Raw genomic sequence first — 15,351 nt, 5'->3', positions numbered from 1 at the left:
ACTTAAAACAGTCACACATTCAATATGGATTGAGAGGACAGAATGAATGTCATTTGTGTATGTCCGTTCTCGGAAACATATCCACGACACTTTTTGCACTATCGGTAGACGGGAACATATCCATAGGCTTCGCTGTTTTTTGAAAAACTGAGGTATGCTGTTAATTTTCAGTACCCAATACTGTGAATAACGTTACTCTCCTATTCACTAATGTAATTCAACAATCTTTCTAAAATGTCATGTGTAACTTTTAAGTTGTATTGTTCAATAAGGTGACTTTGCAAATCCATAACTAATAGCAAAGAATTTTTATAGGCTTCAAATAATTCTACCTTATCTAATCGAGCAGTGGTCTTTGCAAATTTTTTATAATTTTCAAGGCTAATTTCTTTTTCAAGGTTTTTACTCATGTTTAGCCAATTATCAGCATTTTTTTCTGCCATACGTATAAGTTGTAGTGTATTTTTTTGAAGTTGTGATAAGAGTTCTAATGAACGAGCATATTCTCCTCTTTTTAGAACGTTGATTCCCATCAACCATAGATTAGAGAAATTACACAACAAAAAATTAGCATTTTCTTCAGTAAGTCTATTTGGTCTTGCACCACTTATCTCTGATAAATAATTTTCTAATTGCCCTGTTTCATCGTAAATAAGCATAGCCTTCGTATCAGGAATATAACCTGAATCTTTAAACGAGGGGATTATGTTCATATCTTTTTCAGAAAGGAAATGAAATTCCCCACGTATAAGATTATCAAAAATAACTACCTCTGTTCCGTACTCATTTTTATAAAGCATCAAGTACGGAGCTACGTCAAACAACCAGTTGGATGAATCAAAGTTCGAGGTTATACTATCTTTCAAAAATATATAGAACTCTATATCAGAGTATTGGTCACCTTCTCCTTTGGTAAACGATCCATACATCATACAAGCTGTAATTCGTTCATCTGACTCAGTAAGATTCTTAACGTTTGCAATTAATTCTTTTTGTTTTAACATTTCTTCACCCTTTCATGTAAATATCTTTTAGTTATTGTGGCAACTCAAAATCTCTACAAACCTAAATTAATATTTTTCGTACAAATGTTATTGCAAAAAGCATCATCATGCTCCACAAACAATAGTGTAGGACAATATTCCAAAATCATTTTTTCAATTTGGATACGTGAAAAAATATCAATATAGTTCAATGGCTCATCCCATATATACAAATGTGCACTTTCACAAAGGCTTTTAGCAATTAGTACTTTCTTTTTCTGACCAGCACTAAAATCCACCATGTTCTTATCAAACTGCTCTCTATTAAAATCCAGTTTACGAAGAATCGTTTTAAATAGAGTTTCATCGATCTTATTATTATAGGCAAATTCAGATAGATTACCTTTTAAATATGAAGTATCTTGCGAAATATAAGAAATTTTTAGTCCACTTGCTAGCATAAAATTTCCGGTAAATTTAATATCATCTCCATTAATCAATTTTAGGATACTAGACTTACCACTCCCATTTTTTCCGATAATGGCAACTCTATCACCAATATTGACTCTGAAATTAAGATTACTGCATACTTCTTTATCTCCATAAGACAATGATAAATCATTCGCTTCTATTAAGCACTCTTTGTGAAATTCAAGTGGTGAAATTTTTAAGTCATCATATTGTTCAATGTTGTGGAGCAGTTCTGATTTTTGTAAAACGGCTTCCTGATGTCTTGACTCAATATTTTTGGCACGTTTCATCGCTTTTGCAGCCTTATGTCCAACATAACCCTTATCCAGTTTTGAACCAGAATTTGTTGTTCCATATTTACTTTTTTCTACTTTATTTGACCAGTTTGAACTACGTTTTGCTGCATAAGACAACCTTCCTATTTCTTTAAGGAGTTTCTTGTTTTCTGCCAGTTCAAAATTATCTTGTAACGTTTTGTTCTCCCACCAAGAAGTAAAATTTCCCTTTTGGATTTCGATATTCGTTTTATTGATAGATAGTATATGGTCAACACATTGATCAAGTAAGCTTCTATCATGAGATACCAAAATAAACCCCTTCTTGCGTTTCAAATAGTTTTGCACTACATTACGTGCATCGATGTCAAGATGGTTTGTAGGTTCATCAATAAGCAGGAAACAACTCGCTGTAAGGAATAAAGCTGCAAGAAGGACCTTCGTTTGCTCACCATTTGACAATGTATTAAACGGACGATATAAAGCATCTTCTTGAACATCAAGCAATGATATTTCACGAAAAATCTCCCAATCCATACATTCCGTACAAATACTCTTCATTACTTCAATTGTATATAGACTCTTATCTTCCACATCATAAGGAAAATACTCAAACTTAACTGTAGAACTTATATTGCCGGAATACGCATATTTGCCAAGCAGTAAATTTAAGAAAGTAGTTTTACCGCGTCCGTTTCTTCCAATAAAACCGAGTTTCCAATCTGTATCTATCTGAAAACTTACATTTTCAAAAATATTGTCATAACTTCCTTCATATGAAAAAGTTAGATTTGAAACATTTATTAAGGACATATATTTCTTCCTCCTTTACATTATAAAAATTTTATAAGCAAAGTCGGTTTTCGGCATTAATTACTCTATAATGTTATCCAACTCTGCAAGGATTTTGTCATGAATGACATAGTATCATTGTCTATCACGTTTATCTTCCTTTCTTTTACAAATATTAAAAGCCGCAAGAAAGTAAATTCTTACGGCTCAAAAACAAATACTATTATTACCTTTTGTTATACATAACATAAGGTTACTGTAATGTATTATTGAGTGTAGAATACTTAACTTTCTTGCAATTTGCATAACAAAACAAACGGTTCTATAGCCGTTTCTTTAAATATCTTATTATGCATCATATAATTAGCAAGAAAAGTTATACATTCTTCCACCTCCAAGTCGTTTTATTATATCATATTATCTTTAAAAATCCAATATAATTCTTCTGTTCTCTTTCTAAAGATTACCCTTCTACATCAATCTCGACTCCTGATTTGAATTCAACGGCGAACTTATCATGAAATACCGTAACTTTTTCTATAAGCCTCCTTACTAACTGCTCATCATATTCCTCTAACTCACAGGATTGTTCATTAAAGAAATCAGTCATTTCAGCGATTCGTTGCCTTTTTCCTTCACGCTCTGCATTTTCAACAAGTGCATTTTGCTTCAATTCTCGAAGGTGGTAGATTTCATCAGCCACATCTTCATAGTCATTCTTGGATTTTGCTTGGATAAGAAGCTGTTGTTGTAATTCTTCCAATTTGCTATCAATATCATTGGTGGCATTATCATTTTCTTCATTAAGTATAGTAGCTATGTTTTTCTGCAACGCCTGGAGGAAGGGTTCTTTGTTAGCCAAAAGTTCGTTAATAGCCTTGACCACTGCTGTCTGCAATGTTTCCTCGTTTATGGTAGGGGCAGTACATTCAGATCCTTTTTCCTCCAAACGGCTGACGCATCTCCAAACAATAGACTTGTAACCTCGGTTATTCCAGTGTACCCGGCGGTAAATATCACCGCACTGGCGAGCAAACTGCAACTGCAACTATGCAGGCACTTAATCTTAAAAGAACTACTTTCTATAAACTGGTGAAGGAAGTGATTGTATGATGACGATGTGTCCACGATGTTTAGAGCTATACAGTGAAATTTGGTCGAAGCCTTGTTGTAAATGCGCCGATAAGACCATTCCTGTTGATATTGAACTCATCAATGTCGTTCAGATGCTGCTCACTAGAGGCTTCGATGTATCTTATGCCACTTGTTACCCAGATAAAGAACAAGGTGAGATCGAAGCTATGGAAATTGAGATTCACTTTAGGGAATTGTATCCGCAGGCTCTCTTTGATGGTCTCCCACCTGACTGGATTGTAATTGACGAATACCCAGTTCTTGGCGGTAAGGTTCTTGATGAACCTGTTGATATCCTTACATGTGCAATCGAATATCGATTTGAAGAGAGCATCCATATTCAAAAGGATATCGCTATAAGCAATCTGGAAACATGGCTCGAAGAGAAAGACCCGCAATCTTGTAGGGCTATCCTTACATTGGCCGGCTTCTGAAAAAGTAAGACCCTCTCAACAGTAATGATCTGCTGAAAGGGTACTTTACTTTAATCTATGACCTTGAAGTGCCTTAATGCGTCTTTAATAGCTTCTACTTTATATTCTGGTGCTGGTTTATATGGGCGTTTTAGTTCTTCAACTGCGTTTGGTGCGTCGTACATCGGCAGGCCTAAGTTTCTTTTGACCTCTGCAATGTTTGCAGTGTGAACTTTGAAGCCGTACTTTTCTTCGATATACTCCTGAATAAGCCTGTAGGTGATACGATCTGGCTGGATTTTTCGGTCGTCTGCGTACTCCATTTTTACACTGATAAAATCGTCTGCACTTTTGTGGGACAATAAAACACACGTCTCAACGTGGCTCTAGTTGATGGCATTGATGTCTTAAGCTGATTTTTAACCCTTTCGTTCGCGGGAACGTATCAACGGTATTTTGATTATTTTTTAAGAAACTGATATATGGGGGAACATATCGAAGCAATCAATAATGCACATTAACAACTAGTCTTTGTTATATTTAAACTATTCGAAAAGGTAATTGGATATTAAGGGAAGACTCTATAGACTTTTTCATATGATTAACGAGTTCAGCCACCTCAGATTCCATTCCTTCCCACTTGTCAACACACTCTCCTAAATAAGCCTCTCTCGCTTTGTTGAGTAAAGTAGCATGCTCATCGGGTAATTGAGGTATCGCCCATTCAGCTGCCAGATCTTTTGAGCGAATTTCACCAGTAGATGCTGTCAGCCACATTCTGGCTAAAGTTAAAATCACATTGCGTTCGTCACCGTTAATGCTAGCTATCAACCCGGGCAACGATTCTTTAATTGCTTTTCGAATATCTGTCATTGGCACAGGCTCAATTACTTCTGTTGCCTTTGGTCCCAAAAGGTTAATACTATTTTTTCTTAGTTGTGCTAAAAGTATTGCTAAATCCGGATCATAAGTCGACTCAGGAATTTCTCCCTTTTCAAACTGCTCTCTTAGCCACTCGCCATACATAAATTCATATTTGGGGGGGAAATGCCAAGGGACAATATCCTTTTGATTTATGACCGTAACTTCAAGAGGCCTCATATCTTTTATGTTTCCTATTTTCCCAGATATAAGCATTAACCTATTTGTAAGATTCCTTCGAGTTTTTTCAGATAAACTTTGATTTGTTATTACCAAAATATCTACATCGCTATTCATACGTAAACCACCCATTACTGCCGAACCATACAAATACACCCCAATTAACATATTATCAAGTAGTTCCGCTATAGTTTTTAATGCTTGAATTGCTTCTTTCGGAATTTTTTTGTTACTTAAATCTATACTCAACTTCGATCTCCTTTCGTCTGAAAACTGTTTTTTAACGCCTCTTAAAATTTATAAAAAAAGAGTAAACATCTTTCGTTGTATTGTAAATTAACGCCATCCAAAATTTTGATTCAAGATTTTCTTTCGGTTTATTATATGTTTGAGCCAATATAAGCTACAAAACTGCTGTCTATCCATTTTTGAGTAACCTCATTTATATCAATCCCAATAGTAGCCAACCCAATAATGCTGCAATCCAATTTCTCTAACAAAGCTATTAAAGCCTTCATTTGAGAACCTGTCTCTATCCAATCATCTACAATCAAAACTCTTTTGTTCCTCACAATAGAACTCTTAGATATTTCAAAGCTTTTATCTTGACCTGAATAGTCGGTAAAATGTGTCGAAATAATCTCTTCTTTTGCGTATGGCAGCTTATCACCTTTTCTTACTCCAATAAACCCCACTCCAAGTTCTTTGGCTATGGCAGTGCCTAGTATCCATCCAATTGCTTCTGGGGCAGCCACATAATCTACTTTATTTTGAAAATCCAATGATAGTACTTTTACAATTTTATCAAAAACGGTTTTATGTGTAAAAATAGTTAGTAAATCATATTTTCCAATTGAGTTACGAGGTAATATACCTCTAATTTCATTTATAACATCAGTACTTTCCATACATTTACACCCCTTGCTTATGGTTAATAATCTTTGCTAATCTTTAAAAATAGTCATTTTCAACATATTTTTTATACATGTCCTCGGTATATCTTGTTATGTTCTTACCATACTCTGGATAATCAAACCCCAGTAGTTCTGCTACCTCTTTGGACACTTCCCTGAACAATTGGTGGCATATAAATAATGACTTCCAAATATTTTCATAGGAATCCATGCGATATGTAGATAATAATCTATTCCATAGATCTTCATCAATGTATTTGTTAATATACTTATAATTTTTCCCAACACTTAATGAAAATTCTGTCTTTATCCCAACCTTCCACGACATCATCCTAAGTAGTTCAAACCGTAGAATCTGGTTCAGATGATCGATTGCAAACAGTATCTCTTTGCGGCACAATCCTTTAATAACATAAGGTGTTACATTCCAAAATTCATTGCAGCAATCATCATACTCCCTTGCGCTTGGCTTTCTTACATGATAATCTATATCAGTCGGAACTATGTCCCTTTTAATTCTACAATCTTTATCAATTAGAACCTTTATTAATTTATCGCCCTTTAGGTAATTATCTAACTCTTCCAAGGGCAATAAGGTAAGATCAATTTTATTGTAATCATCAAATAGCATAAGATAGGAAAATCCCTTTTCTTCAGGTGGGAATAATTCCATATCCTCCGGCTTTTGCATCATTATTATATTCCCAAATTGATTAAGCCAGTCATCATTAGATATAAACGGTTCTATATCACTTACAAAATATGTAATATCATAATCCTGAAATTCATCTTTAGGTATATTAATATTTGCGCGTGACCCCTCAAGGGTCACAATTCGAATACGTTCATCCTGTTCTGCTAAAGAAAGTACTAAATCCATCATTTCTTTTTCTGATCTCATTTACATACTCCTCGTTTATTTTTTCTATATTATTACATCTTCTTTTTTGCCGATACAATCAGCATCATTGGGCGTCGCATTTCATCCGCCATCCCCGGAATATCCATCATGTTCTCTGGCGGCTGTGGCTCCACAATCTGATTTATTATAAAACTATTTGAAAGCAGTGTATTTAGATATGTGGTCAGTGTTCTATGATATTTTGTAACCTTTTCTTCCAAAAACATAGCTGTCCGTTTGCCCTCATAATAATAATTGTCCACCGGGAAATGCAGTATTTCTCCTTTTTCGTTATAATACCAGTCTTGTGTTCCATGAGCAGTAAAAACAGGATGTTCAACTGTAAAAACTAAATTGCCACCAGCCTTCAGCATCCTATATATCTTTTTTATTAAATTCTCATAGTCTGCTACATAATGAAACGCAAGCGAACTTAGTATTACATCAAAGCTCTCCTCTGGGAAATCCACATCTTCTATGGCACAGCATTCATATTCAATCTGTGGAAAATGGGTTTTTCCTTTTGCTACTTCGAGCATTTTATGAGAAATATCAACACCTACTACAGAGGAAGCACCGTTTTCCATCGCATATATACAGTGCCATCCATAGCCGCATCCTAAATCAAGCACACGCTTACCCTTAAAATCAGGTAGCATCTTTTTCAAAGTCTCCCATTCTCCCGCACCAGCCAGTCCTTTCTGCGAGCGACTCATTTGACTGTATTTTTGAAAAAATATATTATCATCATATTTGTTTTCTTTCATCTGAACTCTCCTCGTTTAAAAAGTTATTTATCTCCGATACAATTTCATTCACTTCTTTATAAAGTTTCTCGGTCATATCGTAGCATTCAAAAAGTGAGATACCGAGTACTTCAAAAATATGATTTACCTTCTCGGTATATTTTTCAGGTTTATGTTCAAAAGTTTCAAGCAGTTTTATAGCTTTCTTTTCGTTGATACAATAAGCATTATTACATGCAAATAGTACTTGATTTAAGCATGAAATAATACGAAAAACATGGCCTGCAATATAATATTTATCCTCTACCCCCGCATTTGCTTTTACAAACATTAAAGAGAATTCAGCTTCAAATATAAAAAAGTTCATCAAGCTTTTCTTTAGAGCAGTAGGGTAAATTTCTGCCTGCTTTTTTAATTCGCATAAGCTTTCGTTCTTAGCATATAGTATTTTACTAATCGCTAATTCTCCACGATACATTGCACTTATATAACCATGGGGATGCCCGGTCTGATAATTGGCAGTAACAATTCCTTGCTCCGTATCTTTGATTATTTGTTCTACCCGTTTTATATCACGTAAAATCAAGTCAACATGATACCCATTTATAAATAACCATCCGCCGCCATTAATCCAATCACCCCACGCTCCGGGAGGCACAACAAGGTTGTTTCTATTTTTATCATCCAATTCTGTAGCAATTTGATTAATCGCTGTCAGGTCAAATGAGTCTGAATTGTAATAGATTCCGATATCTATATCAGAATTTTCTGTATGGGTGCCTCTTGCACGTGAGCCCCCTAATACGATGCCTTCGGTTCTGTTGCAAAGTTGAATTTATAGTATAATTTTAACAAAAAGGAGTCTTCTGTATGGACTATTTCAGATATAAACAATTTAACAAGGATGTTATCACTGTAGCCGTTAGCTACTATCTAAGATATGCATTGAGTTATCGTGATATATCTGAAATATTAAGGGAACGTGGTGTAAACGTTCATTATTCAACGGTCTACCGTTGGGTTCAAGAATATGCCCCAATTTTATATCAAATTTGGAAGAAAAAGCATAAAAAAGCTTATTACAAATGGCGTATTGATGAGACGTACATCAAAATAAAAGGAAAATGGAGTTATTTATATCGTGCCATTGATGCAGAGGGACATACATTAGATATTTGGTTGCGTAAGCAACGAGATAATCATTCAGCATATGCGTTTATCAAACGTCTCATTAAACAATTTGGTAAACCTCAAAAGGTAATTACAGATCAGGCACCTTCAACGAAGGTAGCAATGGCTAAAATAATTAAAGCTTTTAAACTTAAACCTGACTGTCATTGTACATCGAAATATCTGAATAACCTCATTGAGCAAGATCACCGTCATATTAAAGTAAGAAAGACAAGGTATCAAAGTATCAATACAGCAAAGAATACTTTAAAAGGTATTGAATGTATTTACGCTCTATATAAAAAGAACCGCAGGTCTCTTCAGATCTACGGATTTTCGCCATGCCACGAAATTAGCATCATGCTAGCAAGTTAAGCGAACACTGACATGATAAATTAGTGGTTAGCTATATTTTTTTACTTTGCAACAGAACCAAATATTTTCATTAGAATCCCTCTTTAATTATTTATTATTTTTAACTCATATTTTTGTACTACTCTCTTACTTATCAGCTTAGGAAACATTTTTATAATATAACTACTTTTACAAATTCGATTTAGCTTTTAGTGCTTATATTCTCATAATATTTTATAATACTAGTAATCATGAAAATATTTCTATAAAAATATGGCGAGATGAAATTTACTCATATATCCCCTCTAAGCAACATTTAGGAGACACTTTAACTATTATTTAGTTATTAGTCCATGAAGATAGACTTGCAATAATTATAAAAAATGATTGTTTACTCTTAGTTTAGTATTAAAAAGCCTGAGAAATTATCAATGAATATTTTACTGTAACTTTAATTATATAGTATGAATTAGTTACTAATAAATTTACTAAAAATGATATTCAATAGATTTAATCATATTCAGTAATATAGCCATAATTTCTTATAATATTATCTGAATAACCTTTTAATTTTATAGGTGTATTTAAAAAGGAAATTCTCCGTATTTTTCTACATGTTGCTCCACAATATAAGAAAATATTTGCTCCTTATTTTTGCTATCAATCCACGACACTTTTAAATTAAGTAAATCAGAGATATCAATTTCTTCAAAATTTTTTAATTCTTTGGATTTAATATTGTTTATTAAACTTTTAATAGACTTTCTCATATCTTTACTACTCTCTACATATAATATGTTCCCTTTGCTATCAATATTCTGACCAGTATTTTTGTTTTTCAAAATATTATTATATTTAAATATATAAAACACGCCTTTTGAATTTGGTATTGTATTGTAACCTACATTTTCGATTTCTTTTAATTTTATTGACTTCTGAATTCTGGGTTTTAGTATAGTTAAAAGGTCAATATATAACTCTTTATTCCTGTTAACTATTAAAACAAGTTTATGTTTTGTTCTAGTCACATTTTGATAAAGTAATTTCATAAGATCAAGTTGATCATTAACATCATTCGCTCTTAAGAACCCATCATTATCATAAAAAAATTCATTACCTAAGATTAAACACACATTATCAAATTCTTGACCTATGACGTTATGAGAATTCAATATAGTATTTCCGTATCTCATGTTAGATATTTCATTATAGCCTTTTCTATTAAAATTAGGAGCGGTGTAATCAATAACGGTATATGTATTATCTAAAAATTTTAAAATAGTTTTTGATTCACTAATATTATTCGCATATACTATTTCAATGTTTTCAAAATTTTGAATATAGTTAGATTGATTTTTATTTAATAGTAACTTAATAAAACTACTAATTTCTTTGTTATTACGTATCCTGGATTCTAGATTTAATGTTTTACCTTCATAATCTTCTGCTATAGTTTTAGAAATATTCCATTCAGTTTCTCTTTTCACCAATGTTTGTTCAGGATCATAAGAAATAATTAACTTTTTATCATTTTCTTTAATATAAGAATAAATTTGCTCTAACTGATCAGGATACTTACGTTGAGCTTCATCAATCATATAGATGTCAGCATCTAAAGATATAAACTCTTCGTTTGCCTTTGGGGGATATATCTTCCAATCATGATCTTTTATTAAATCTAGCTGTCCGTCATTCAACTCAGCACCGCAATGCATTAAGGCAACTTTCTTATCAATTTTTAAGCACTCTTTGTAAAAATCATAAAGAATCAAACTTTTTCCGCAGCCAGGCACACCTGTTAATTTAACAATTGGGTCATCATTATTCAAAAATTGGGTTAAACATTTCTTTATTTTAACTTGTTCGTCATTTAAAAAATACTTTCCTTCTAAAAATTCTTGAGTATTATTAAATGGAGAAACAATAAATTTTTCTGGTCTAAATAACTCTTCTACATTTATAAATAATTTATTTTTTAAGTTCGAACATTCACTGATAAATTCTTCTACATTTATTTCTCGCAATAAGTCCTCTTCATTTAATTTATATAATTTGTTTTCTGATGATAAAAACCCATACTGTAAAAGTGTATAATTAGTACTTCCTAAATAAAACTTATTTCTTTTTAATTGATCTTCTATTTCTTTTTCAGTGGTATCGCGTGATTTAAGTTCAATGTTAATAATATGTGTTTCAGTAAATCTTAATAAATCAAATTCTCCTGTTAAATCTTGAAAAGAATATCCAAGGATATATCCTCTAAATAAGTTACTATTTTTTTCTAATTTTTCATTTAATAATGCTACTAATTTTTTTATATCTTCAATTTCTGTTTTTTTTAAAGACATATCATTTTTATTTAAGTAATCTTGAAAAAATTCTTTATTTGAAAAATTGATAACTGTTTTTAGAGATTGGGTAATCATATACATTCACTTCCTTTAAAAAATTATTAATCAATATTTTATATCCTTTCGTTTGTCAGCACCTTTGAATTTAACTCTATGAATTGTATCAATGAAAGTTACATTAGTTGTATTTTGAATAATTTTATGCTATAGTAACACTTTTCTCAATGCAAACCCATCCGGTTCCCATTTAAATAGAATCACATCTCATATGTTGCTAATAATAGTTTTATAACCTAAATGAAAACTATTATTATCACTTATGATAACTTTCTGCTTATCAGTAGATGATGCGGTTTTTTTTCTCATTCCCCAATCCTATAGATTCACAAGAACAAAAACATAGACTATCATCTATATAGATGATAGTCTATGTAGTATCTAGGAGGTATAGTTATGTCTTATCAAGAAGTAGCAACAATATTAAAAGTTTTATCTGATCCAAGTAGATTGGAAATAATAGATTTACTTTCATGTGGTGAACTATGTGCTTGTGATTTACTAGAATATTTTCAATTTTCACAACCTACCCTAAGTCATCATATGAAGTCATTAGTTGATAAGAAATTAGTTCTTTCACGAAAAGAAGGTAATAAACATATGTATCGACTTAATCATGAAATTTTTGATCATGTTAATCACAACTTAAACCTTATTAACACATCTAACGAACGATGTGTATGTGAAAATATGAAACAAGGTGAGTGTTGATGACAATATTAGCAATTGTGATTTTTCTTTAACCTTTGTAATTTGGCAACCAAAAGGTTTAGATATTGGTATTACAGCTTTAATTGGAGCTGTCGTTGCGATCATTACGGGAGTTGTAAGTTTTTCCAATGTATTAGAAGTAACAGGTATTGTTTGGAATGCTACCTTAACATTTGTAGCTGTTATTCTTATTTCATTAATATTAGATGAAATTGGATTTTTTGAATGGTCCGCGATACATATGGTCAAAGCTTCAAACGGTAACGGCTTAAAAATGTTTGTTCTTATTATGTTATTAGGATCAGTTGTAGCAGCATTTTTCGCAAATGATGGTGCAGCTTTAATCTTAACACCCATTGTATTGGCGATGGTAAGGACTTTAGGGTTTAATAAAAAAGTGATTTTCCCCTTTATTATTGCCAGTGGTTTTATTGCAGATACGACATCACTACCTTTAATTGTTAGTAACTTAGTGAATATTGTTTCTGCAGATTACTTTGATATTGGGTTTATTGAGTATTTTAGTCGAATGTTTATTCCTAATATATTCTCTCTGATTGCTAGTATTCTCGTCTTATGGTTATATTTCAGAAAATCTATACCTAAAAGGTTCGATACAGAAAATCTTTCAGATCCTAAAAATGTAATCAAAGATCCTAAATTATTTAAGATTTCATGGATTGTATTAGCCGTACTACTCTTTGGATATCTTGTTAGTGAGTTTATACCAATACCTGTATCAATCATTGTTGGTATCATTGCTCTTATTTTTGTAATATTAGCTCGTAAATCTAAAGCAGTTCATACAAAACAAGTCATTAAAGGAGCACCATGGAATATTGTTGTATTCTCTATTGGTATGTACCTTGTTGTATTTGGGCTAAAAAATGTAGGTATTACAACGATTCTTGGGGATGTCCTAACAAATATTTCTGGTTATGGGTTATTAAGCAGTATCATGGGTATGGGTTTTATAGCTGCATTTCTATCCTCTGTTATGAATAATATGCCAACTGTTTTAATAGACGCTATTGCTATTGGACAATCTAATGTAGTGGGTACTATTAAAGAGGGAATGGTATATGCGAATGTCATAGGTTCTGATTTAGGACCTAAAATTACACCAATTGGTTCGTTAGCAACACTTCTCTGGCTACATGTCTTAACACAAAAAGGTGTGAAGATTTCGTGGGGGACATACTTTAAAACTGGAATTATCATTACTATTCCAGTCCTATTTGTAACACTCTTAGGTTTATACCTTACACTAATCATATTTTAAGAAAAGAGGCTTTAATTATGGATAAGAAAACAATTTATTTTATATGTACAGGAAACTCTTGTCGTAGCCAAATGGCTGAAGGTTGGGGAAAGGAAATATTGGGTGAAGATTGGAATGTCTATTCTGCTGGTATTGAAACGCATGGTGTTAATCCTAGAGCAATAGAAGCTATGAAAGAAGTAGATATTGATATATCAAACCATACGTCAGACTTGATTGATAATGATATTTTAAAACAATCAGATTTGGTCGTGACGTTATGTAGCGATGCAGACGATAATTGTCCTATTTTACCACCAAACGTTAAAAAAGAGCATTGGGGTTTTGATGATCCAGCAGGTAAAGAGTGGTCAGAATTTCAACGCGTTAGAGATGAAATTGGCAAAAAAATTAAAGAATTTGATAGTTAAGTAAAAAATTAATCAACGAAATACAAGGAGCTTTTTATGTATAAATATATAAATATATTTTTAGTTGCATTAAAACTTGGATTACTATCATTTGGAGGACCAACTGCCCACTTAGGTTATTTTTATGATGAGTATGTTAAGAAAAGAAAATGGCTTGATGAAAAAGAATACTCAGATTTAGTAGCGCTATGCCAGTTTTTACCTGGACCTGCAAGCAGCCAAGTTGGTATTGGTATAGGAACTATTAGAGGAGGAATTCTGGGCGGAATTATTTCTTTTATTGGTTTTACACTTCCTTCTGTGATTATACTTATGGTTTTTTCAGCATTAATTATTAACAATGATTCTAGTTTAACTTGGATGCAAGGATTAAAACTAGTAGCTGTTGCCATTGTTGCCCAAGCCGTAATAGGTATGGGTAAAAAATTAACTAATACTAAAAGTACCATTACATTGGCATTATTTGTTCTTATATTATCTCTAACAATCGATAATCTTTATATTCAAGTAATCGCATTATCTATTACTGGTATATATGGTCTTATCTTTTTAAAAGAAACCTCTACAGATAAAAATTATTTAAGAGTGAAGACATTTAAATTACCTAAAATGTTAGGTTTTATTTCAATTTCATTATTTTTTTTACTATTAACTGTATTACCTATAGTTAGTTCTATGACGAATAATTTATGGCTTAGAATGTTCGATAGTTTTTATAGATCTGGTTCTTTAGTGTTTGGAGGTGGTCATGTCGTATTACCTTTATTAGAAAATGAGTTTGTACCACAAGGTTTAATATCACCTGATAGCTTCATAACGGGTTATGCTGCTGCTCAAGCTGTACCCGGACCATTATTTACGTTCGCTTCATATATTGGCATGTCTATAGAAGGTATTGGAGGAGGAATTTTGGCTACTATCGCTATATTCCTACCAGCATTTCTATTATTATTTGGAGTGTTACCATTTTGGGATGATATTAAATCTAACACTTATGCTGAAGGTTTTTTAAAAGGTATAAGCGCGGGTGTAGTAGGTATTCTTATCGCTGCATTTTATAATCCGATTTGGGCTTCAACTATTAAATCAGAATTAGATTTTGTTCTAGCTAGCTCATTATTCGTATTCCTAGTTTATTATAAATTACCTTCCTGGTCTATTGTGCTAATAGGCATTATAATAGGTATAATGTTTTACTAATCTTTCTCGTTCATAATCAAAGAATAAATTTTATAAGTATAGTTATTAAAGTAACCATTATAAATTAAAATAATTGATTTCGTGTA

Annotated in this window: 15 protein-coding genes and 1 pseudogene; 6 read left to right on the top strand and 10 right to left on the bottom strand. The window is 32.3% G+C overall.

The window, feature by feature from the left end; all coding sequences use genetic code 11:
• Positions 1 to 200 precede the first annotated feature (200 nt).
• From lnu(B) to JG554_RS00455, 3 genes are all read right to left on the bottom strand, one after another.
• Complete coding sequence (lnu(B), locus tag JG554_RS00465; RefSeq protein ID WP_002294514.1) at positions 201 to 1,004, bottom strand: lincosamide nucleotidyltransferase Lnu(B); 804 nt, start codon at positions 1,002 to 1,004, stop codon at positions 201 to 203.
• 53 nt (positions 1,005 to 1,057) lie between these two features.
• Complete coding sequence (gene lsa(E) / locus JG554_RS00460) at positions 1,058 to 2,542, bottom strand: ABC-F type ribosomal protection protein Lsa(E) (RefSeq protein WP_002294513.1); 1,485 nt, start codon at positions 2,540 to 2,542, stop codon at positions 1,058 to 1,060.
• Between the two features lie 442 nt (positions 2,543 to 2,984).
• Positions 2,985 to 3,569, bottom strand: coding sequence for a recombinase zinc beta ribbon domain-containing protein (locus tag JG554_RS00455; RefSeq protein WP_002294511.1), 585 nt, complete (start codon positions 3,567 to 3,569; stop codon positions 2,985 to 2,987).
• A gap of 61 nt (positions 3,570 to 3,630) precedes the next feature.
• Here JG554_RS00455 and JG554_RS00450 point away from each other — a divergent pair, with 61 nt between their 5' ends.
• Positions 3,631 to 4,089 carry a hypothetical protein gene (locus JG554_RS00450; RefSeq protein ID WP_002325145.1) on the top strand — a complete coding sequence of 153 codons (459 nt, stop codon included), beginning with the start codon at positions 3,631 to 3,633 and terminating at the stop codon, positions 4,087 to 4,089.
• A gap of 50 nt (positions 4,090 to 4,139) precedes the next feature.
• Here the strand turns inward: JG554_RS00450 and JG554_RS00445 are convergent, their stop codons facing one another.
• The 6 genes from JG554_RS00445 to JG554_RS00420 all read right to left on the bottom strand — a co-directional run bounded on the left by JG554_RS00445 (position 4,140) and on the right by JG554_RS00420 (position 8,538).
• Positions 4,140 to 4,391: a hypothetical protein gene (locus JG554_RS00445; RefSeq protein ID WP_002294510.1), complete on the bottom strand. Its 252-nt coding sequence runs from the start codon at positions 4,389 to 4,391 to the stop codon at positions 4,140 to 4,142.
• A gap of 217 nt (positions 4,392 to 4,608) precedes the next feature.
• Entirely contained in the window at positions 4,609 to 5,418 is an 810-nt protein-coding gene (locus JG554_RS00440; RefSeq protein WP_002294509.1) for an ANT(9) family aminoglycoside nucleotidyltransferase Spw, read from the bottom strand.
• Positions 5,419 to 5,549: 131 nt separating this feature from the next.
• Entirely contained in the window at positions 5,550 to 6,077 is a 528-nt protein-coding gene (locus tag JG554_RS00435) for a phosphoribosyltransferase family protein (protein ID WP_002294507.1), read from the bottom strand.
• Positions 6,078 to 6,120: 43 nt separating this feature from the next.
• Entirely contained in the window at positions 6,121 to 6,984 is an 864-nt protein-coding gene (locus tag JG554_RS00430) for an aminoglycoside nucleotidyltransferase ANT(6)-Ia (RefSeq protein ID WP_002294505.1), read from the bottom strand.
• Between the two features lie 32 nt (positions 6,985 to 7,016).
• Positions 7,017 to 7,751 (bottom strand): class I SAM-dependent methyltransferase, encoded by a 735-nt coding sequence (locus tag JG554_RS00425; protein WP_000662263.1) that lies wholly within the window; start codon positions 7,749 to 7,751, stop codon positions 7,017 to 7,019.
• Positions 7,732 to 8,538, bottom strand: coding sequence for a nucleotidyltransferase domain-containing protein (locus tag JG554_RS00420; protein WP_225417023.1), 807 nt, complete (start codon positions 8,536 to 8,538; stop codon positions 7,732 to 7,734). Before JG554_RS00420 ends, JG554_RS00425 begins: the two co-directional genes overlap by 20 nt.
• 62 nt (positions 8,539 to 8,600) lie before the next feature.
• Here JG554_RS00420 and JG554_RS00415 point away from each other — a divergent pair, with 62 nt between their 5' ends.
• A complete protein-coding gene (locus tag JG554_RS00415) occupies positions 8,601 to 9,275 on the top strand; it encodes an IS6 family transposase (RefSeq protein WP_031920870.1) in 675 nt (224 codons plus the stop codon).
• 563 nt (positions 9,276 to 9,838) lie between these two features.
• On the opposite strand, the gene JG554_RS00410 is transcribed toward JG554_RS00415, so the two are convergent.
• A complete protein-coding gene (locus JG554_RS00410; RefSeq protein ID WP_238394777.1) occupies positions 9,839 to 11,680 on the bottom strand; it encodes a DNA/RNA helicase domain-containing protein in 1,842 nt (613 codons plus the stop codon).
• Between the two features lie 378 nt (positions 11,681 to 12,058).
• Between JG554_RS00410 and JG554_RS00405 the strand changes: the two genes are divergently transcribed.
• The 4 genes and pseudogenes from JG554_RS00405 to chrA all read left to right on the top strand — a co-directional run bounded on the left by JG554_RS00405 (position 12,059) and on the right by chrA (position 15,265).
• A complete protein-coding gene (locus JG554_RS00405; protein WP_046207818.1) occupies positions 12,059 to 12,373 on the top strand; it encodes an ArsR/SmtB family transcription factor in 315 nt (104 codons plus the stop codon).
• Positions 12,370 to 13,655, top strand: a pseudogene (gene arsB / locus JG554_RS00400) (arsenite efflux transporter membrane subunit ArsB). The gene JG554_RS00405 and the pseudogene arsB overlap by 4 nt, the downstream one beginning before the upstream one ends.
• Positions 13,656 to 13,672: 17 nt before the next feature.
• Positions 13,673 to 14,065 carry an arsenate reductase (thioredoxin) gene (gene arsC, locus JG554_RS00395; RefSeq protein WP_046207817.1) on the top strand — a complete coding sequence of 131 codons (393 nt, stop codon included), beginning with the start codon at positions 13,673 to 13,675 and terminating at the stop codon, positions 14,063 to 14,065.
• A 36-nt stretch (positions 14,066 to 14,101) separates the two neighbouring features.
• Positions 14,102 to 15,265, top strand: a complete 1,164-nt coding sequence (gene chrA, locus JG554_RS00390) for a chromate efflux transporter (protein ID WP_046207816.1) — start codon at positions 14,102 to 14,104, stop codon at positions 15,263 to 15,265.
• The last annotated feature ends 86 nt before the right edge of the window (positions 15,266 to 15,351 follow it).

The organism is Staphylococcus sp. 11-B-312 (assembly GCF_016743055.1).
Classification (GTDB): Bacteria; Bacillota; Bacilli; order Staphylococcales; family Staphylococcaceae; genus Staphylococcus; species Staphylococcus ureilyticus.
Note: the sequence above shows the minus strand (reverse complement) of the source record. Positions and strands in the feature narration are given on the sequence as shown.